This is a genomic window from Nocardiopsis sp. Huas11, assembly GCF_003634495.1.
Lineage (GTDB): Bacteria > Actinomycetota > Actinomycetes > Streptosporangiales > Streptosporangiaceae > Nocardiopsis.
This window is the reverse complement of record NZ_RBKY01000001.1, coordinates 4,520,234-4,541,222: the sequence shown is the minus strand read 5'-3', so window position 1 is coordinate 4,541,222 and position 20,989 is coordinate 4,520,234. Positions and strand designations below refer to the sequence as shown.

Genomic DNA, 20,989 nt, shown 5'->3' with positions numbered 1-20,989 from the left:
TCTGGCTCCGGTCTACCACGGACCACCCGTGCGCTGACCTCATAAAGGTGCACAAGAACACCATCACACCTGGTTGAATGCCCAATGCCGCGACCTCACCCCAGGGGCACCGGCCTCCGTGCGCGACGTGTCACGATTACCGCCGCGTAATCCACACAACCACGGCATGACGACTCATGCCCTTACCGGGACCACCACTCTCCATCGGCTGTGAATATCCCCGACCAGAGGTTAATCCACAGGATTACTTCCCATCGAAAAGAAAAGAAGCAAGGGCTTCGACACCTTCCATCGGAGAGGATCAGTGTCTAGGTTCGTCGGCGTGTGGTGACGCAGGCAATCACGGACAACCGTGCCCATTCAGCACCTGGGGAGAGCCTTTCGTGGACGTCTGGCCAGTGAATGACCGACCTATCCGGCACGCTGTCCGTGATTTCGGGCGAACGGAGCGCGGGCAGGCTCTACCGGGCCTTCCGGAGAGCATCGCCCGGCAGGCGCACCTACGACCGGACGCCCTCGCGGTCGTGGAACCCTCCGGAACGGTGAACTACGCCGAACTGGACGCGCGGGTGGACCGCGTCGCCCAGCGGGTCCGCCCCCTGCTCCCCGCCCCGGAGACCCCCGTGGCGATCCGCATGCCCCGCTCCGCCGACGCTCTGGCCGCGGTGGCCGGGGTGATGCGCGCGGGTGGCTGCTCCGTCCTGCTCAACCCCTCCGACCCTCCGGAGCGCGTGCGCGTCATGCTCGATGACGCCGCGCCCGCCGCCGTCATCACAGAGCGGGCACTCGTGGCCGACCTGCCGGCGCGGGCGGCACCGCTCATCCTGCTCGACGAGGACGCCGAGGACCCCGCCGGCGCGGTGCCCGCGATGTGGCCGACCCGGCCGGAGAGCCTGTGCTACGTGGTTTACACATCAGGTTCGACCGGTACGCCCAAGGCCGTCGGCGGATGCCAGGGTTCCGTGGCCAACCTCATGGACTGGGAGGAGCAGGCCTACGGGATCACTCCCGCGGATCGGTCGACCTGGGTGTCACCGCCCTCGTTCGGCGCGTTCCCTGCGGAGGTGTGGGCCTTTCTCGCCGCGGGCGCCACCGTCCACATCCCTTCGGACGAGGCGAAGGCCTCCCCCATCGATCTTCGGGACTGGATGGTCGACAACAGGATCACCGTGACGTACGTGGTCCGTGGCCTGGCCGACCGACTGGACGAGCTGGCCTGGCCCGCGGAAGCCTCGCTCCGGCTGATCATCGCCACGGGCGAACGGTTCCTCCGGTGGCCGGCGCGCGAGTCACCGTTCGAGTACATCATGACGTACGGGTCGTCGGAGATGCTCAACATCACCTCGTGCAGGGACACCGAGGGGCGGCGGCTCATCACGCGGCTGCTCCCGGAGGGCGAGGAGGGGCGCGACCCCAGCTGCGGATGGCCGATGACCGGACGCACCGTGCACGTGCTGGACGAGCACATGCGCCCCGTGGCGCCGGGCGAACTCGGTGAGCTGTACATCGGCGGCACCCACCTGTTCCGCGGGTACCTCGGTCGTCCGGGTGCCAGCGCCGAGCGCCTGGTGCCGGATCCCTTCGGCGCACCGGGTCGGCGGCTGTTCCGGTCCGGCGACATGGGCCGACTCGCCCCCGACGGCACCTTGGAGGTCCTCGGCCGGGTCGATGAACAGGTCAAGATCCGCGGGTACCGGGTCGAACCCGGTGAGGTCGAACGGTGCCTGCGGGAGCATGAGGCCGTCACGGACGCGGCCGTACTGACCGAGACCACCGGTTCGGGCACCGTCCGCCTCCTGGCCTTCGCCGCCTGTGCGGGAGTCGACGGGGACACGTTGCGCGGCTGGACGGCCGAACGCCTTCCCGAGCCCTTGGTCCCCCGCACCGTCCACGTCATGGAGGAACTCCCCCGCAACGCCAACGGCAAGATCGACCGGGTTACACTACCCGGCCTCGTCCGGTCCGTGCCGAGCCCTACCACCGGATCCGCTACACCGTCCCCCCACGCGGCGGCGATCGCCGGCCTGTGCGCGCACCTGCTCGACGTACCCGTGGTGGGAAGCGAGGAGAATCTGTACGAGCTCGGCGCCGACTCGCTGATCCTGATGCGGCTGGTCACCTCGATCGCCCAGCTGTTCGGCGCCGAGGTGGGGCTCCGGGACCTGCACGGCTCACCGACGGTGTCAGCCATCGCCGCTCTGGTCGCCGCGGCCGGCCGGCAGAACGACCCGGTGCCCTCCGTCGCCCCCTCTCCCGAGGACGCCGACGAACCGTTTCCCCTGACCGACACCCAGCACGCCTACTGGATCGGACGGGACTCACAGGTGGAGCTCGGTGGTGTGGGCTGCCACGGCTACTTCGAGTGGGAACGGGAGGAGCTGGACGTCGAGCGCCTCCAGGACGCCTTCCGGCAGCTGATCGCCAGGCATGGGATGCTCCGAGCGGTCGTCGCCCCCGACGGAAGCCAGTGTGTGCTCTCCGAGGTCCCACCCCTGAGTGTGCACGTCGACGACCTGCGTGGCCGGGAGCGGAGCGCGGTCGCCGAGGCTTTGGAGGCCACCCGCGAGGAGATGGCGCACCAGGTCTTCGACCCCGCCGTCTGGCCGCTGTACGCCGCCCGGGTCACCCTCACCGATCAGGGTGTCCGGCTGCACCTGAGCTTCGACCTCCTGATCGCGGACGCCTGGTCCTACTTCGCCATCATCATCCCGGAACTGGACGCGCTGTACGAGTCCCCGGACTCCCTGCCCCCCGCCCCGACGATCGGCTTCCGCGACTATGTCATGGCCGAGGACCGTTTGCGGGACACCGAGGCCTACCGAGAGTCCGAACGGTACTGGCACGAGCGCCTGCCCTCGCTGCCCCCGCCGCCGAAGCTGCCCAAGGCCTCCGCCCGACCCGCCGGAGAGGTGCGCTTCGAGCGGTGGCAGAGCGGGCTGGACGCCGTCGCCTGGCGAGCGCTGCGCGCGAAGGCCACCGCACGCGGCCTCACCCCGGCGGCGGCGCTCACGGCCGTGTTCGCGGAGGTGCTGCGGCACTGGACCGGGCAGGAGCGGTTCACCCTGAACGTGCCGCTGTTCAACCGCCTGCCGGTGCACGCCGACGTGGACGGCGTGGTCGGCGACTTCACCACCGTCACCCTGCTCGCTGTGGAACCGGTTCCCGGCACCTTCGCCGACCGGGCCCGAGCTCTGTGCGACCAGCTCACCCAGGACCTGGACCATCGCCGGTACGGCGGTACCCGTGTCCTGCGCGAGCTCGCCCGAACGGGGTCGCACGGCGATCTCGTGACGATGCCCATCGTCATCACCCCGCTCCTGGGCACACCGCGCGCGCCCCGCAGCGCCTTGGGGGAGCCTGTGTACGGGATCACCCAGACGCCGCAGACCGAACTCGACTACCAGATCTATGAGGACGGAGAGGAGTTGCGCTACAGCTGGGACGCCCTCGCGGCCCTGTTCCCCGAAGGCCTCTTGGACGACATGTTCGCTGCCCACGCGGGTCTGCTGGAGCGGCTCGCGCACCAGGACTCCGCCTGGGAGGAGGTGTCTTTCGCCCTCACACCCGAGCGGCAGCTCGTACACCGCCGAGCGGTGAACGCGACCGCTCGGCCGCTGCCGGACCGCCTCCTGGCCGACCACCTGGCCGAGCACGCCCTGTTGCGGCCCGACCACCCGGCCGTCGTCGACGATCTGCGCGGACGCACCCTGGGCTACCGCGAGCTGCACGACCGCGCGGCGGCGCTCGCCTCGGAACTGGTGGCCACCGGCGCCCGACCCGGTGAAGCGGTGGCGGTCGCCATGGAGCGCGGATGGCAGCAGTTCACGGCGGCCGTCGCGGTGATCATGGCAGGGTGCGCCCACCTTCCGGTCGATCCGGGACTGCCCGAGCGGCGCGTCCTGCGCATGCTCGCCGACGCCGGAGTCCGGCACGTCGTGACCGCGTCGGAGACCGGCACCGTGCCTGTCCGGCCCGGGGAGAGCATGCTCCACCACGTCCCGGAGGACCATCCCGCGGCCCCCGCCCCACCGCCCCGCCGCGTCGGCCTCGACGATCCCGCCTACGTGCTCTTCACGTCCGGGTCGACCGGCGAGCCCAACGGCGTGGTCATTCCGCACCGCGGCATCATGAACACGGCCCTGGACGTGAACCGAAGATTCGGTGTCGGCTCCGAGGACCGGATCATCGCCGTTTCCTCACCGTCCTTCGACCTGTCCGCCTACGACATGTTCGGCGGCCTCATCGGAGGCGCCACCATCGTGGTGCCCGCGCACGACCGGGTGCGAGATCCCGCCTACCTGGCGGACGTGGGTGTCCGACACAGGGTGACACTCTGGAACTCGGTTCCCACCTTGGCCCAGATGCTGGTGGAGCACCTGGAGAACGCCGCTCCCTCCGATCCACCGCCGCTGCGCACCCTGTTGCTCAGTGGCGACCGCATCCCCGTGTCACTGCCCGAGCGGCTCACCGCGGTACTGCCCGGTGCCCGGACGATCAGCCTCGGCGGTCCGACAGAGACATCGGTGTGGAGCGTCTTCCACGTCATCGGGACCGTTGGCGACGACCAGGTGCGCATCACCTACGGCCGCCCCCTGGCCAACTGCTCCCACCGCGTCCTCGACCGGGACATGGCCGACTGCCCCGACTGGACGCCCGGTGAGATCTACACCGGCGGCTTCGGTGTCGGAACGGGCTATGTGGGACGCGACGAACTCACGCGAGAGAGGTTCGTCGACCATCCCCAGGACGGGGCGCGGCTCTTCCGCACCGGGGATATCGGGTTCTTCACCCCGGAGGGCGACCTGGAGATCCTCGGTCGCCGCGACCAGCAGGCGAAGATCCAGGGCCACCGCGTGGAGCCGGCGGAGATCGAAGCGGAGCTGGGCGACCACCCGGACGTCGCCGCGTGCGCCGTGGTGGTCTCCCAGGGACCGGACGACCGCCGGTTCCTCGTTGCGCACGTGGCCTGTCGACCACCCCTCGCACCGCGGGAACTCTCCGCGGGCTCCCTCACAGACCACCTGCGGAGCCGGCTGCCTTCGGCGCTGATCCCCGTACGCTTCCTCGTCACCGACCGGCTTCCGCTCACGCCCAACGGCAAGGTCGACCGGGCACGCCTGGCTCGGACGGCACCGCCGCCCCCGTCCGCGACGCCACCGCCCCAGGGCCCGACGGAGAGCGCCCTCGCCGACATCTGGGCCCAGCTGCTCGGCCTCACCAGCGTGGGGCGGACCGACGACTTCTTCCACCTGGGCGGGGACTCCCTGGTCGCCACCCGCATGACCGGCCGAGTACGCTCCGAGCTGCGGCGCGACATCACGGTCGGCGCCGTGTTCGGGGCTCCGCTTCTCAAGGACCTCGCCACGCGGGTCGACGCCGCCGCACCGTTGGATGCCGCGCCTCACACCACCCTCCGAGGCGCTGATGAGGCCCGGCCCGGCCTCCGGGAGGCCTCCCCGGCACAGAGGCGGCTCTGGTTCCTCGACCGCCTCCGCCCCGAGTCGGCGGCGTACAACCTCACCAGTGCCATGAACATCCGCGGCGACCTCGACACGAGCGCCCTGCGCAACGCCCTGGACGAGATCGTGCGGCGGCACCCGGCGCTGCGCACGGTGTTCGAGGAGCGTAGGGGCCGTGTGTGGGAACGAGTGCTGGATCACCGGCCGGTGGAGCTACGGCGGACCGACCTGGCCGACCTGCCGCCTGACGAGCGTGCGAGCGCTCTCGCCGCGCTGGCGGCCGACCACGCGGCGACCCGGTTCGATCTGGACGAGGGACCGCTCCACCGCTTCGCCCTGGCCAGGCTGGGTCGGCATGAGCACGCTCTGCTGCAGACGTTCCACCACCTGGTCTTCGACGGGCACTCTCTAGAGCTCCTCCGCGTCCACCTCGGCGACCTCTACGAGGACTTCGCCGCGGGCCGTCCACCGCACCCGTTTACGACTCCCGGCGACGCCGCGCACTCGAAACGGTCGGACCTGTCCGCTCGGGAGAGGGAGGACCTCGTGACCTACTGGACCGACACGTTGGAGGGCGCACCGCGTCTTCTCGACGTGGCGGACCGGCCCCGCCCGCCAGTGGTGACGCAGCGCGGCAGCACCATGCGGACGACGACGGTGGCCGCTCTGGGCGAGCTCGTGGACTCGTTCGCCCGGTCCATGGGCACGACCCCCTTCACGGTGTACGCGGCGGCCTTCGCCGTTCTCCTGGGCCGTCACGTCCAGCGGGACGACATCGTGCTCGGGACTCCCATGAGCGAGCGCGGCGACGACCCCGGAGCCCTCGGTTTCTTCGTGAACACGGTCCTGCTGCGCCTGGACCTGGGCGGCGCTCCCACGTTCCGGGAGGTGGTCGGCCGTGCCCGCCGCGTCGCCGCCGGGGCACAGGAGCACCAGGGGCTTCCCTTCGACACACTGGTCGAGGCGCTCCGTCCCGAGCGCGGCCTGGACCGCAACCCGCTCTTCCAGGTGATGTTCTCCTACGAGGACACCGAGCTACGGCCCATCGAGGCGGCGGGCCTGCGGGTAGACCCGCCACAGGTGGTGCACCAGGGCGCGAAGGTCGACCTGACCCTCACCGTCACCCGGTCGGTCGACGGACCGCTGCTGCGATGGGAGTACGCCACCGACCTGCTCGACGAACGCACCGTCGCCCGGTTCGACTCCGAGCTGGGTACCCTGCTTCGCACCTCGTTGGAGCGACCGGACCTGCCAGTGCCCGTCGCGGGCTCGAAGCCCGAGAACCGCCGGAACGCACCCGTGGGCTCCAGGCCGAAGCACGGCGCGGTCCCGGGCCCGGGAGGACCGGACTCCCTGGCCGCTCGCTTCGCCGCCTGGGCGGCGCGCACCCCCGACGCGCCGGCCGTCCTCGACGGCGGGAACACATGGACCTACCGCGAACTCGCCGACCGGAGCCGGACCTGGTCTCGCGCGCTCACCGCCCGCGGCGCCGACGTCGAACGGCTGGTCGGACTGTGTCTGCACCGCTCCTTCGACCTGATAGCCGCGCAGGTCGCCGTGGCGTGGAGTGGAGCCGCCTACCTGCCGCTCGACCCCACCTCGCCGACGAGGCACCTGCATGCCATCACCGCACAAGCGCGCCCGGAGTTCGTCCTGGTCGACGACGGCGTTCACGCGGCGGCCTTTGAGGGCACGGACATTCCCGCGGTTCCCCTGACCGCCCTGGACACGGCGCCCACGGACGGGACCCCGTACCCGGCGGCGCCGGCCACCGGCCAGGCGCTGGCCTACGTCATCTTCACGTCAGGCTCGACCGGCACCCCCAAGGGAGTCGGTGTCACCTCGGACAACGCGGTGCGGCTGTTCGACGCGACCGCCGAACTGGGGCTCTCCTCGCGCGACCGGTTGGCACTCGGCCATTCACCGGCGTTCGACTTCTCCGTGTGGGAGATCTGGGGCGCCCTCACCAACGGGGCGAGTGTCGTCGTCGTGCCGGAGGACACCGCGCGCGACGCGCGGGCACTGCACGATCTGGTGCGCGCGAAGGGGGTCACCGTACTCGGGCAGACGCCATCGGCATTCGACGGCTTCGCTTCCGCGGACCTGGAGGCCGACCGGGACCGCACCGACCTGCGCCTGGTGGTGCTCGGCGGCGAGGAGGTCGTCCTGCCGCGGCTGGCGGGGTGGTTCGAACGACACGGCGACACGCGTCCTGAGGTGGTGAACATGTACGGGATCACGGAGACGACCGTGCACGCGACCGCCCGCCGCCTGCGCCGCCAGGACCTCGACAGACCTGCGCGCAGTCCCATCGGCCGCGCGCTGCCCGACCTGTCGACGCACATCCTGGACGCGGACCTGCGACCGGTGGCGCCCGGCGGGACCGGTGAGGTCTACGTCGGTGGAGCGGGCGTGTCCCGAGGCTATCTGGGGCGCCCCGCCGAGACCGCGGAGCGCTTCCTGCCCGACCCCTGGAGCCTGGTGCCCGGCTCGCGGATGTACCGCAGCGGCGACCTCGTGCGGGTCCATGCCGGAGGGGAGCACGACTACGCGGGACGGAGTGACCGGCAACTCAACGTGCGCGGCTTCCGCGTCGAGGCACGCGAGGTGGAGGTGGCGCTGTTGGCCGGCCCCCACGTCGCCGAGGCCGCCGTGGTCGGGCGGCTCGACGCGACGGGGCGTCCGCAGGCCTTCGCCTACGTGACCGAGTCGGAGTCGGGTGCTGTTCGGGACGCCGATCTACGAGCCGTCCTGTTGACCCGGCTGCCCGCACACATGGTGCCGGCCGCCATCGCCGTGGTCCCGCGGATGCCGCGCACGGCCAACGGCAAACTCGATGTCGGGGCCCTCCCCGACCTGACCGGGTCCACCTCGACGGCCCCGGGTACGCACGCGGACACGGAGACCCCGGAGGAGCGATTGCTCATGTCCACCTGGGAGGACGTCCTCGGTTGCGGACCGATCCTCGCCGACGACAACTTCTTCGCTCTCGGGGGCGACTCGATGCGCATCGTCGAGGTCGTTTCCCGACTCCACGACCACGGAGTGCCCCTGTCCATCCGGGACGTCTACGGCCACCCCACCCCGCGTGCGCTGGCACGCTTGGCCGCGAGCCGGCCATCCGGACCGGCCGAACCGGGGCACGCGTCCACCGGGGCGTTCAGCCTGCTGTCCGGCACCGACCGCGATCGACTGCTCGCCCGCTCCAACGACGACGAACGGCGGCGCTGACATGCCCATCGCCGACGCCTACCCGCTCACCCGGCTCCAGGGCGGCATGCTCTTCCACAGCGAGTACTCCGCAGGTGAGTCGCTCTACCACAACATCGACAGCCTCCAGGTGCGCACGGGGTTCCGATCGGACCCGCTGGTCCGCGCCGTGCAACGGACCGCGACGGCGCATCCGGTCCTGCGCACTTCCTTCGACCTCGCCAACTACAGGCAGGCACTGCAACTCGTCCACACCGGCGTGACGGTACCGGTGGAAATCGTGGACCAGCGCGGTCTGTCCGCGAAGGAGCAGGACGAGCGGTTCGACCGGTGGATGTCCGCCGAAAGCGGCCGCGGGTTCGACTGGACCCGTCCACCGCTGCTCCGCGTCACCGTGCACGTGCGGGCCGACGACGAGTTCCGGCTGTCCCTGACCTCGCACCACGCGATCCTGGACGGTTGGAGCGTGCACCTGCTCTTCACCGAGCTGCTCACCCACTACCGGCAACTCTGCGTGGATCCGCTCGCTCCGGCTCCGGCTCCCCCAGCGACCGACTACGCCGCGTTCGTCGCCCGCGAGCGCGCCGTCGTCGACTCCTCCGAGGCCGTCGAGTACTGGCGGTCCGCCATGCGGGACGTCCGTCCGACACGGCTTCCCCGGCTGACCCGGCGGGAGAAGCGCCAGGGCGCCAAGGTTCCGTCGATGGAGTCCGACGTCCCCCCGGGCATCACCTCGGCTCTGCGCGCCCTCGCGGCCGAGCTGGGTGTCCCGCTTCGGTCGATCCTGCTCGCCGCGCACCTGGCGGTCCTGCGCGACCACGTCGCGCAGGACGAGGTCGTCACCGGCCTGGTCACCAACGTACGGCCGCCCCTCGCCGACGCGCAGCGGGTCCTGGGCCTGTTCCTGAACACGGTCCCGCTGCGCCTGTCCATACGGGGCGGACGGTGGAACACGCTCGTCCAGGAGGTGTTCAGGGCCGAGCAGCGCCACCTCGACCATGCCCACTACCCCCTGCCGAACATCCGTGCCGTGGCCGGCGGCGCCGAGCTGTTCGACACGACCTTCAACTTCGTGCACTTCCACGCCCTCGACTCGCTGGTATCGGCCGCCGGGATCGAGATCGGCCGGTGGCGCCACTTCCAGCAGACCAGCATCCCGTTCTCGGTCACCTTCGGTCTGGACGCCCTGGAGGGCGGCGAGCAGCTCCGCATGCTCATCGCCTACGACGCCGACGAATTCGACTCCGGCCGGATACGCGACATGGAGGGCCGCTACCACGCCGCGCTGGCCGCCATCGCCACGCGTCCGGACGCGCACTACGACCTGATACCCGCACTGGGCCGAGAGGAGCTGGGACGGCTCGAAGCATGGAATCGGACCGCGGTCGACCGGCTGGAGGAGAGCGTGCACGCCCTGGTCGAACGGCACGCCGTCGGCACCCCGGACGCCGTGGCGGTGCGCGGGAGAGACGAGCAGCTCACCTACCGCGAACTGAACCGCAGGGCCAACCGCGTGGCCGCGCGACTGATCGACGCGGGCGTGCGAACCGAGGACCGGGTGGCCGTGATCGCCGACCGCAGCGCCGCGACGGTCACCGCTGTGCTCGGCGTCCTCAAGGCCGGCGGAGCCTACGTGCCCATCGACCCGAGCACCCCCGATGCCCGGATCGCGACCGTCCTGGCGGACGCCGGCGCCAGGGCCGCCCTGGCCGAGCACGGCGTCGCCGCCGGTCGGATCCCCCACGGGACGCGGTACCTGCCCTTCGCCGAGGAGGACGCCGCCCCTCCCGGAGCCGGGGACGACGTGTCTCCGGGCCCGCCCGTGTCGCCTCGCAACGCGGCCTACGTCATCTACACGTCGGGATCCACCGGCCGCCCCAAGGGCGTCGTGATCGAGCACCGGTCGGTGGTGGGCTTCACCGCCTCCGCCGGCGCTTTGTTCGGAATCGGACCGAACGACCGGCTGCTCCAATACGCCTCACTCGGCTTCGACGTGTCGGTGTTCGAGATCTTCGGTGCCCTGCACGCGGGGGCGTCGCTGAGCGTGGTGGACTCCGACACCCTCCTGGACATGGACGGACTGGCCGCGTTCCTACGGGACGAGCAGGTCACCCTCACCGACCTGCCACCCGCGGTGATGGCCCTCCTCCCCTCCCACGGCCTCCCCGCGCTGCGGGCGATGTTCGTGGGAGGGGAGGCGTTCGGACAGGAGCTGGTCGAACGCTGGGCCGCTCCGGGCCGCCGTTTCGTGAACGGGTACGGCCCCACCGAGTCGACCGTCACCATGACGGCGCAGGAGTGCGGCGTAGGGCAGAGCGGAACCCCGCCCATCGGCCGCCCTCTGGACAACCACCGCGTCCGGATCATGGACGCCGCCCTGCGGCCGCTCCCCGTCGGAGTGCCCGGCGAGCTGTGCATCAGCGGGCTCGGCCTGGCACGGGGCTACCTGAACGCACCCGCGCTGACCGCGGAACGCTTCGTCCCCGACCCGTTCCCCGACGCGCCGGGCGACCGCCTCTACCGCACCGGCGACCTCGCCCTGTTCCACTCGGACGGCACCCTGGAGTTCCTGGGGCGCCTGGACGAGCAGGTGAAGATCCGCGGCAACCGGGTGGAGCCCGGCGAGACCGCGGCGGTCCTGGAGGCCCACCCGGCGGTGGCGCAGGCCGTCGTCACCGTCCGCGAGGGTTCCAGTGGCCGTCTCGGACTCATCGGCCACGTCGCCGCACAGGATGTCTCGGAGTCCGAGCTCAGGGCGTTCCTGACCGACCGTCTCCCCGCCTACAGCGTGCCCGAACGGATCGCGGTGATGAGCCGGCTCCCCCTCACCCTCAGCGGCAAGGTGGACCGCAACGCCCTGCCCGACGTTCCGGAAACCGAGACGGTGCCGGACGGCGGCGTCATGTCCACCGCACCCGGCACCCCCACGGAGGAACTCGTCCGCGCGCTGTTCATGGACGTCCTGGAGGTCCACCACACCATCGGTCGGAACGAGGACTTCTTCGCGTTGGGCGGCAACTCGCTGCTCGCCGCCCAGTTCATAGCCCGGCTCAGGGGGCTGTTCCACGCCTCGTTCTCCCTGGTCGACCTGTACGCCGAGCCCACCCCGACGGCGATCGCCGCGGAACTGGACCGGGACCCGCGCGTGCGCGCGGACGCCGAGCGTCTCACGGCCGCGCTCTCCGACCCGGACGAGCCCCTGGCCGACACCTCCGAGTGACGGGATCTGCGAATGAGCGATCTGATCCGACGGCTGGCCCGACTCTCACCCGAACGACGGGCGGCGTTCCTGCGCGGGCTCGGCGCGGACACGACCGAGTCGGGCCCCAGGCTGGAGCGCGGACCGCGTGCGGCAGTCGGTGACTGGCCGTTGAGCCTCCAACAGGAACAGCTGTGGATCCTGGACCAGACGTTTCCCGGCCAGTCCATGTACAACGTCGCCACGCGCGTGGCCCTGCGTGGCGCCCTGGACCGCTCCGCGCTCGAACGCGCGCTCCACCGGCTGGAGCGCAGGCACGAGGTGCTGAGGACCCACATCGTCGACAAGGACGGAATCCCTGTCCAGCGCGTCGTGGAGGAGGCGCGGGTGCTCCTGGACACCGAGGACCTCTCCGCTCTGGCCGGGCACGAGCAGGAGCGGTCGCTCGACGCACTGTGCGCGCGCAGGGCGAACGAACCGTTCGATCTCGGCCGGGCTCCGCTCGCGCGGGCGTGCCTCATCCGTCTGGCGGCCGACCACCACGAACTCCTCTGGATCACGCACCACGTGGTCTGTGACGGCTGGTCCGTCACCCTGTGGCTGGGTGAGTTGCGGGCCGCCTACCTGGCCGAGACCGGCGGTCCCGCCCTCCCCGAGCCGTCCGCGCCACGCTACGTCGACTACGCGCAGTGGCAGCGAACCTGGTTGGAAGGCCCCCAGGCGGACGGCGCACGGCGCCGCGCCCGCGCCGCGTTGGAAGGCGCCGAGCCGCTGAGCCTACCGACCGACCGCGCCCCCGGCTCACAGCGGACCTTCGAAGGCGCCGTCGAGGTGGTGCCGATGGACCGGGCCCCCCTTTCCGACGTGGACGCGTTCGCACGAGCTCAGGGGGTCCCGACGCTCGCCGTGTTCACGGCCGCGTTCCAAGCCGTGCTGCACCGCTGGACAGGGCAGGAGGACCTCGTCATCGGCTCGGCGGTGGCCAACCGCAACCAGTCTCCGACCCGCTCGACCATCGGCTGCTTCACCAATGTCCTGCCCCTGCGGGGATCGCTGCGCGGAGACCAGGCCTTCGCGGACGTCGTGGCCGCCGCCGCCTCGGCCGTCCTCGATGCCCTGGAGTGGCAGGACCTACCGTTGGCGGAGGTCGTCGAAGCCGTGCGTCCGCCCCGTCCCGCCGACAGGCTGCCCCTGGTCCAGGCGACGCTCACCCTGCAGTCGGCCGCCGGTCTGGCGGCCGTCGACGACCCGTCGGAGGACGACGGCCGCGGCGCCCTGTGCTTCGAGCTCCGGCCCCAGCCCAACGGCGGTGCCCGCTTCGAGTTGGCGGTGGAGATCGGCACGAACCCGGACGGCACCTACCTCCTGGCGGAATACAACACCGGTCTCTTCGACACCGACACGATCCGCACACTGCTCGGCGCAGTGGAGACCCTCCTCGCCGACGGTATGGCCGAGCCCGAGCGCACGATCGGGGACCTGCCCCTGATGTCGGCGACCGAGCAGCGCCGCGTGACACGGGAGTGGAACCGGACCGCGGTGCCGCGTCGCCCCGCGACCCTCGACGCGGCCTTCGCGGAGCAGGCGGCGCGCACCCCCGACGCCGTGGCCCTGGAATCGCACGGTCGGGAGCTCACCTACCGGGAACTGGACGCCTGGTCCGACCGGCTCGCGCGTAGCATCCGCGCCCACGGAGTCGGGCCGGAGGACCTGGTCGGCGTGTGTGTGAACCGGTCCAACGCCCGTATCGCGGCCGTCCTGGGCGTGCTCAAGGCGGGTGCGGCCTACGTCCCTGTCGAACCGGAGCACCCGACCGAGCGGAACCACTCGCTGCTCGCGAACGCGGGCGTGTGCGCCGTGGTCGCGGACGCAGAGCACCATGGCAGGTTCGATGGCGTCGGTCCGGTCATCGGGCCGGAGGACGAGCCAGGGGACCGGGCCTTCCCGGCGCCCCGCCCCGCGCGGCCGGACAACGCCGCCTACGTTCTCTTCACCTCCGGCAGCACCGGGGCGCCCAAGGGCGTCGCCGTGAGCCATGCCAACGTGTCGCAGTTCATCGCCACCGTGCGGGAGATGTTCTCGCTCGACGAGGCGGACGTCATCCCCCAGTTCGCCGCGCTCACCTTCGACGTCTCGGTGTTCGAGATCTTCGGCACGCTACTCAGCGGCGGCAGACTGGTCATGTGCGGTGAGCAGGACCGGCGCGACCCGCATCGACTGACGGATCTGCTGGCACGCAGCGGCGCGACCGTCGTCGACCTTCCACCGGCGGTGATGGCGCTGCTGGAACCCGAGGAACTGCCGCGGCTGCGCGTCGCCTTCGTCGGCGGAGAGGCCTTCCCTGGAGGGCTCGCCTCCCGGTGGGCGGCGACCGGGTGCGCGTTCTACAACGGCTACGGGACGACGGAGAACACCGTCACGACCATCGCCAAACGGGTCGTCGGAGCGTGGCACGCCTCGCCGCCGATCGGCCGCGCCATGGCCAACCATCGGGCGTACGTGCTGGACTCCCGGATGCGCCCGGTCCCCGTCGGTATGCCCGGCGAGCTCTATGTCGGCGGATCGGGCACGGCCCGCGGGTACCTCGGCCGGCCCGGCCTGACCGCCGAGCGGTTCCTCCCCGACCCCTTCGCCCCCGGCCCCGGTGAACGCGTCTATCGCACCGGTGACCTGGCCCGCTGGCGGTCCGACGGAGATCTGGAATACCTCGGCCGACTCGACCGGCAGGTCCAGATCAGCGGACAACGCGTCGAACTCGGTGAGATCGAGTCCGTCCTGGCCGGGCTCCCCGGTGTACGCCAGGCCGTGGTCGAACCCGACGATTCGTCGCACACGACACGACTGACCGCCTATCTCAGCGGCGACACCGCCGACGACGGCCAGGAAGCGCGCAGGAGGCTTGCCGAGCTGCTGCCGGGGTATATGGTGCCCCACGCATTCATGTGGCTCGACCGCGTTCCGCTCACGCCCAGCGGCAAGGTGGACCGATCGGCCCTCCCCTCGCCGGAAGCGCCACAGCAGGGGCGGTCTCCGGCCACACCGACCGAACGCCGTCTGGTCGAGGAGGTGGTCGGGCCGTTGCTGGGCCAGGCGGTCCTCGACACCGAAGCCGACCTGTTCGAGCTCGGAGTGACCAGCATGCAGACCATGCGCATCCTCGTGCGTGTGCGCTCGGTCTTCGGAGTGCGCATCTCCCCCGGCGAGGTGTACCTGCGGCCCACTGTCGCGCGCATCGCCGCCCTCATCGACGAGGAGCGAGACCGCTCGGCACAGAGCCCGACGTTCGCCGACCTCGTCACCGAGCTGTCGGCGTTGCCCCCGGAGGAGGCGCTGCGGCGTCTGGACGAGCCAGGAGAGCACTGACATGCCCGAAACGGACACCGGGGGTGCCACACGCCATCTGCGCGGCGACGTGCGCGATCGGTTGTTGGCCCGCCAGCCGACACCGCCCGGCGGTGTACCCTCCGCCCCGGGTGAGCCCGTCCCGGTCACCCGCGCCCAGCTCGCCGTGGCGCTGCATGAGCGGGTGAAGGGCGGGCACGCCTATCAACTGCCCATCACGATACGACTGCACGGCCCCTTGGCAGCGGATCTGCTGGAGGAGGCGATCACCGCCCTCGTCCAGCGGCATGCGGTGCTGCGCACGACCGTGCGATACAGCGGTGGCGGCTTCGTTCAGGACACCGCACCGGCCGCGCCTGTCGGCCTCGCACGCACGACGCTCACGGCCCTCCCTCCGAAGGAACGCTCGGACGCCCTGCACGAGCTACTCGCGGGAGAGGTCACCCGGGGCGTGGATCCCGCACGCTCCCCGCTGCTGCGCGCGCATCTCATCGCGCTGCAGCCCGAGGAGCACGTCCTCCTGCTGCTGACCCACCACCTGGCGGCCGACGGCGCCTCCTCCGACATCCTGCTGCGCGACCTGGGTGAGCTGTACTCCGCGGCCCGCGCCGAACGGTCCCCGATGCTCCCGGAGCTGCCGGTGTCCTATCAGGACTTCGCGCTGTGGCAGCGGGCCAGGACGCGGTCGGGCGCGTGGGACGCCCAGCGGAGCTACTGGAGGGAACGGCTGCGGGGCGCGGTACCGCCCGCCGGTCTGCCCTACGACCGGCCCCGCCCCCCACAGGTGGGCCCCCGCGGGGGCACTGTGCCCTGGCACATGCCCCCGGGTCCAGCCGCCGGACTCCGGCTGCTCGCGCGCGAGCGCGGCACCACGTTCTTCGCGGCCGTGCTGGCCGGGTACGCGGCGCTGTTGCACCGCCTGGAGGCTGGTGACGACCTCGTGGTGGGGGTGCCCTTCGACGGCCGACGGCACCCTGACCTGCAACCTGTCGCGGGTCTGTTCGCAACACTGCTGCCCCTGCGGCTCCGGGCCGAGCCGAGCATGCCGTTCTCCGCTCTGGTCGACCAGGCCGGTGACGCCGTCCTCGGCGGGCTCGCCCATCTGGACGCGTCCGCCGAACCTCCGGACCGCGACGCCGCTCCTCCGGTACGGATCACCCTGGCCATGAATCCGGCCACGCCCGAGTCCGAGCCGTTCGAACACCTGCGCGTCGAGCGAATGCACCTTCCGGGCGCATCGGCGAAGTTCGACCTCGGCCTCGCGCTCGTCGACGGTCCCAGGATCGTCGGGGCCTTCGAGTACGCGTCGGACCTGTGGGACCGGGAGACCGTCCAGGGCATCGGATCGGCCCTGAGCGCCGTGCTCTCCTCCGCGTCCGGCCGACCGGACACCCCGGTCGGCTCCCTCCCGCTGGTCGACGGCGCCGACCGGGAACAGGTCCTGCGGTGGAGCCGGGCCGGCGCCTACGAGTAAAGGAGTCTGATGTTCAGTAAGACCCGCCCCTGGCACCGCCGGCTGCCACCACAGCTTCGGCTGGCAGGTACGGTGGCGGCCGCGGCACCCGGCTACTCCGGCCTGCTGGGAGTGCTCCTGCTGTCCGCGGCCGTCCTTCCCGCGGCCGTGGCGGTCACCGTCGGTTCCCTCGTCACGGCGGTCCTGGAGGCGGATCGCACGTCCCCGGAGTCGCTCTTCTCCGCCGTCCTGCCTCTCTTCTGCGCGATCGTCGTCCTGGTCCTGCTCCAACAGACGCTGCCACCGTTCCAGGAGACGGTCGGTGAGCTGCTCGGGGCGCGTTCCATGGCGAGCCTGGGCGGTCGCGTCATGCGGGCGACCATGGCACCATCCGGCATCGACCACCTCGCACGGACCTCCGTGCGGGAGCGCCTCGCCTCCGCCCGGCATTTCGCACCCACCGACTACGCTCCGCTCTTCGCCGTGCCCGCCCTGGCCACGGTCGCCGGGACGACGCTCGCGGCACTCGTTTCGGCGGCCGTCCTGTTCGCGTTCACCTGGTGGGTACCACTGCTGCTGATCCTGTCGCGGGCGGTGGCCCGGGAGGCCTCACGGCGGAGCATCCTCAGCGCCCACGCCGCCGACTCCGAACAGAAGGGCGCACTGCGCAGAGCCGACTACCTTCGTGAACTGGCCACCACTCCGCGCGCCGCCAAGGAGCTCCGTGTCTTCGGTCTGGGCGCATGGGTGGTTCGAGGCTTCGACACCGCATGGGTGTCCGCCATGCGGGGGATCTGGGCCCAGCGCGGAAGCGGCCGACGGTCCCTCATCCTGGTCCTGGTACCGACGCTGGTGGCCGACCTCGTCGTGCTGGGTCTGCTGGCCTCCTCCGCCGTCGGCGGGCAGATATCCCCTGGGCAGTTCACGACCTTCGTCCTCGCTGTGCTGGGTCTGGGTTCCCTGCCGCTGATGTCCACCCAGGACATCTACGCCGAGTACGGTTCCCGTCCCATCTCCGCAGCGGGCGAACTGGAGGACGAGCTCCGCGCGATCGACCCGGCCCCTCCGGCCCGGCCCCTGCCGCCCGCACCCGCACTGTCACGGGAGATCCGGTTCGAGGAGGTCTCCTTCCGCTATCCCGGCACCGAGCGGGAGGTCCTGGCCGGACTGGACCTGACCATCCCCGCGGGAGGCTCACTCGGACTCGTCGGCCTCAACGGCGCGGGTAAGACCACCCTGGTCAAACTGCTGGCCGGCCTGCACCGGCCCACGAGCGGCCGGATCACCGTGGACGGCACCGACCTGCGCGGTGCCGATCCACGCTCATGGCAGAGCACCGTCGCCGCCGTCTTCCAGGACTTCGTGCGCTTCGACCTCTCGGTCGCCGACAACATCGCCCTCGGCGCGCCGGCCCTGCGCGAGGACCGCGCCGCCATCGTCCGCGCCGCGGAGCAGGCGGGCCTGGCGGAAGCCGTCGAAGGGCTCCCGCACGGCTGGGACACCGTTCTCAACCGTCTGCACAGCAAGGGCGCCGAGCTCTCCGGCGGACAGTGGCAGCGCCTGGCCCTGGCCCGCGGCCTGTTCGCGGTCAGAGGAGGAGCCCGTGTCCTGATCCTCGACGAACCCACGGCCAGTCTGGACGTGCGGGCCGAAGCCGACTTCTTCAACCATCTGCTGGGACTGGAGACGGACCCGACCATCATCCTGATCTCGCACCGCTTCGCCACTGTGCGCCGGGCCGACACCATCGCCGTCCTGGAGGACGGACGTGTCCGTGAGCACGGCACCCACGACGACCTGTGCGGTCGCGATACCCGCTACGGCTCGCTGTTCCGCCTCCAGGCGGCGGCGTTCACCAGTCCCCCGGAAGGTGCGCGATGAAGAATGTCTCGCTGCGGCCGCTGCGGACGGTCCTGCGCTTCGCTCTCGAAGCCGACAAGGGGCGCACCGTCCTGCTGTTCACGCTCACCCTTCTGGAGATGTGTCCAGTCGCCGCCGTGTGGGCCCTCAAGGTCCTGGTGGACGCGCTCAGTCAGGGAGAGTCGGCACGTGCCGTGACCTCCGTCGTGGCCATGGCGGCACTGCTCACGCTGGGCAGGCTGGCCTCCCACGGCGGGGTACGGATCAAGGCCGACCTGACCGAGCGCACCGGCCTGTACATCGACCGCAGAGTCATGAGCATCGCAGCGACTCTGCCCGAACTCGACCACCACGAGCGGGCGGAGTACCGCCGCAAACTGGAGATGCTGCGGTTCGAGCGCGCCCAGCTGGTCATGACGCTCGGCACCTTCGCCTCCGTGCTCGGCCTGGCCGCACGCGCTCTGCTGACCATGGCCGTCCTCTTCGCCCTGGACCCGCTTCTGGTCCTGCTGCCGCTGTTCGCCGTGCCGGCCTTCCTTGCCAGCCGCAAGTCCGCCGACCTGGACCGGGCGGCCAAGGACGGCACCCTCGAGCACTGGTACCAGGCCAACGGCCTACTCGATCTGGCCACCAGCTCCACCGCCGCGAAGGAACTGCGTGTCTTCGCACTGCACGACGAACTGCCACGACGTTTCGACGCGTTCTGGCGCACCATCGAATCGGTCCGGTTGCGCGCCCGACTGCGCGGTTCGCTGATCGCTGTGGCCGGATGGGCCGTGTTCTGCGCCGGCTTCGGAGCAGCGCTCGCCACCGTCCTCTGGCGGTTCGCCGAGGGAACGGCGACGGCAGGGGACCTGGCCGCGGCCGTCGCCATCGTCCTCCAGCTGAACGGGCAGGTGGGCGGGCTCGTCGGCACCGTCGGCATGATGCACGTCTGCCTGCGTGCCGTCGGCCGGCTGGACTGGCTCGAGAACCACGCGCGGACCGCGGCGTCCCGCGGAGGGGAGGCGACCGTCCCGGACCGGCTGCGCGAGGGCATCACCCTGCACGACGTGTCCTTCAGCTATCCCGACTCCGATCGGAACACTCTCGACCGGATCGGGCTGCGCATCCGCGCGGGCACGACGGTCGCCATCGTCGGGGAGAACGGCGCCGGCAAGACCACCTTGGTGAAACTGCTGTTCGGTCTGTACCAGCCGACGTCCGGACGCATCACCGCCGACACCACCGACATCCGCGATCTGGACCCGGCGGCGTGGCGCGCGGCGACCACGGCCGCGTTCCAGGACTTCGAACGCTTCGAGTTGCCGCTCGGTTCGGTCGTCGGGATCGGCGACCTGCCCCGGTCGGAGGACGAAGCAGCGATCCGCACCGCGTTGGAGCGGGCCGGCGCCACGGAGGTCCCCGGTGCGACACCGGACGGCCTCGCCACCCGCCTCGGCTCCTCCTACCCGGACGGATCCGATCTGTCCGGCGGACAGTGGCAGAAGCTGGCGCTGGCCCGCGCGCTGATGCGCCCGGCCCCGCTGCTCACGGTCTTCGACGAGCCGACGGCGAACCTGGACCCGGTGACCGAGAAGTCACTGTTCGACCGCTACGCCGCCGCGTCCCGTGAGAGCGCACGCACCACCGGCGGCGTCACCGTCCTGGTCACGCACCGTTTCTCGACCGTGCGCTCGGCCGACGTGATCGTGGTCATGGACCATGGGCGGCTGGTGGAAACCGGTTCGCACACCGAACTCATGGAGGCGGACGGCATGTACGCCGAGCTGTACCGGCTCCAGGCGCGCGCTTACCTGTGAAATCGACCCGTCAACGATGAAGGAGGAGGCCTCCCGTGGCGAAAGCGCGGAAACAGCCGACGGATGTGGACGTCAAGCCGCTCACCGTGGAGCGTTGGGACGATTTCGAGGCCCTGTTCACCTCCGCGGCGATCCCGGGGCGCTGCTGGTGCATGTGGCAGCGGGGCACTCAGAAGGACGCGATCGAGAACCGCGGCGAGGGCAACCGCACCGCGATGCGGGGCAAGGTCGACGACGGCGAGGAGGTCGGGCTGCTGGCCTACGCGGACGGCGTTCCCGCCGCATGGTGCTCGATCGGTCCGCGCTCGGCGTTCGGCCGGCTCAGCAGGTCCCCCGCGCTGACCCCTGCCGAGGGATCGGAGCCTCCGGAGAAGGTCTGGTCCACGGTGTGCTACTTCGTCCATCGCGACTACCGGCACCTGGGGTTGGCGCACGAGCTTCTGCGAGCGGCCGTCGAGTACGCCCGCGAGCGGGGGGCCGAGGCCTTCGAGGGGTACCCGGTCAAACCGCGTGACAAGCGGATCGATACCCCTTCGGCCTTCCCCGGTACCTCCGCCATGTTCGTCCAGGCGGGGTTCAGCCCCGTGCCGAGCCGCGCACCGGACCGGTCGATCCAGATGATCATGCGACGTCGGCTCAACTGACGGCACGAAGAAGGAGTGGT

The 20,989-nt window shown here is 71.1% G+C and carries 7 protein-coding genes; all 7 read left to right on the top strand.

The window, feature by feature from the left end; genetic code table 11:
- Positions 1–176: 176 nt before the first annotated feature.
- From DFP74_RS20420 to DFP74_RS20390, 7 genes are read left to right on the top strand one after another with little or no spacing between them, the layout of a single operon-like run.
- Positions 177–8,690 carry a non-ribosomal peptide synthetase gene (locus DFP74_RS20420; protein ID WP_121183809.1) on the top strand — a complete coding sequence of 2,838 codons (8,514 nt, stop codon included), beginning with the start codon at positions 177–179 and terminating at the stop codon, positions 8,688–8,690.
- A 1-nt stretch (position 8,691) separates the two neighbouring features.
- Positions 8,692–11,889: a non-ribosomal peptide synthetase gene (locus DFP74_RS20415; RefSeq protein WP_121183807.1), complete on the top strand. Its 3,198-nt coding sequence runs from the start codon at positions 8,692–8,694 to the stop codon at positions 11,887–11,889.
- 12 nt (positions 11,890–11,901) lie between these two features.
- Positions 11,902–15,231 carry a non-ribosomal peptide synthetase gene (locus tag DFP74_RS20410; RefSeq protein ID WP_121183805.1) on the top strand — a complete coding sequence of 1,110 codons (3,330 nt, stop codon included), beginning with the start codon at positions 11,902–11,904 and terminating at the stop codon, positions 15,229–15,231.
- A gap of 1 nt (position 15,232) precedes the next feature.
- Complete coding sequence (locus DFP74_RS20405; RefSeq protein WP_121183803.1) at positions 15,233–16,684, top strand: condensation domain-containing protein; 1,452 nt, start codon at positions 15,233–15,235, stop codon at positions 16,682–16,684.
- Between the two features lie 9 nt (positions 16,685–16,693).
- Complete coding sequence (locus tag DFP74_RS20400; protein WP_147453890.1) at positions 16,694–18,544, top strand: ABC transporter ATP-binding protein; 1,851 nt, start codon at positions 16,694–16,696, stop codon at positions 18,542–18,544.
- Positions 18,541–20,325 (top strand): ABC transporter ATP-binding protein, encoded by a 1,785-nt coding sequence (locus tag DFP74_RS20395; protein WP_121183799.1) that lies wholly within the window; start codon positions 18,541–18,543, stop codon positions 20,323–20,325. Before DFP74_RS20400 ends, DFP74_RS20395 begins: the two co-directional genes overlap by 4 nt.
- Positions 20,326–20,360: 35 nt before the next feature.
- A complete protein-coding gene (locus DFP74_RS20390; RefSeq protein ID WP_147453889.1) occupies positions 20,361–20,969 on the top strand; it encodes a GNAT family N-acetyltransferase in 609 nt (202 codons plus the stop codon).
- The last annotated feature ends 20 nt before the right edge of the window (positions 20,970–20,989 follow it).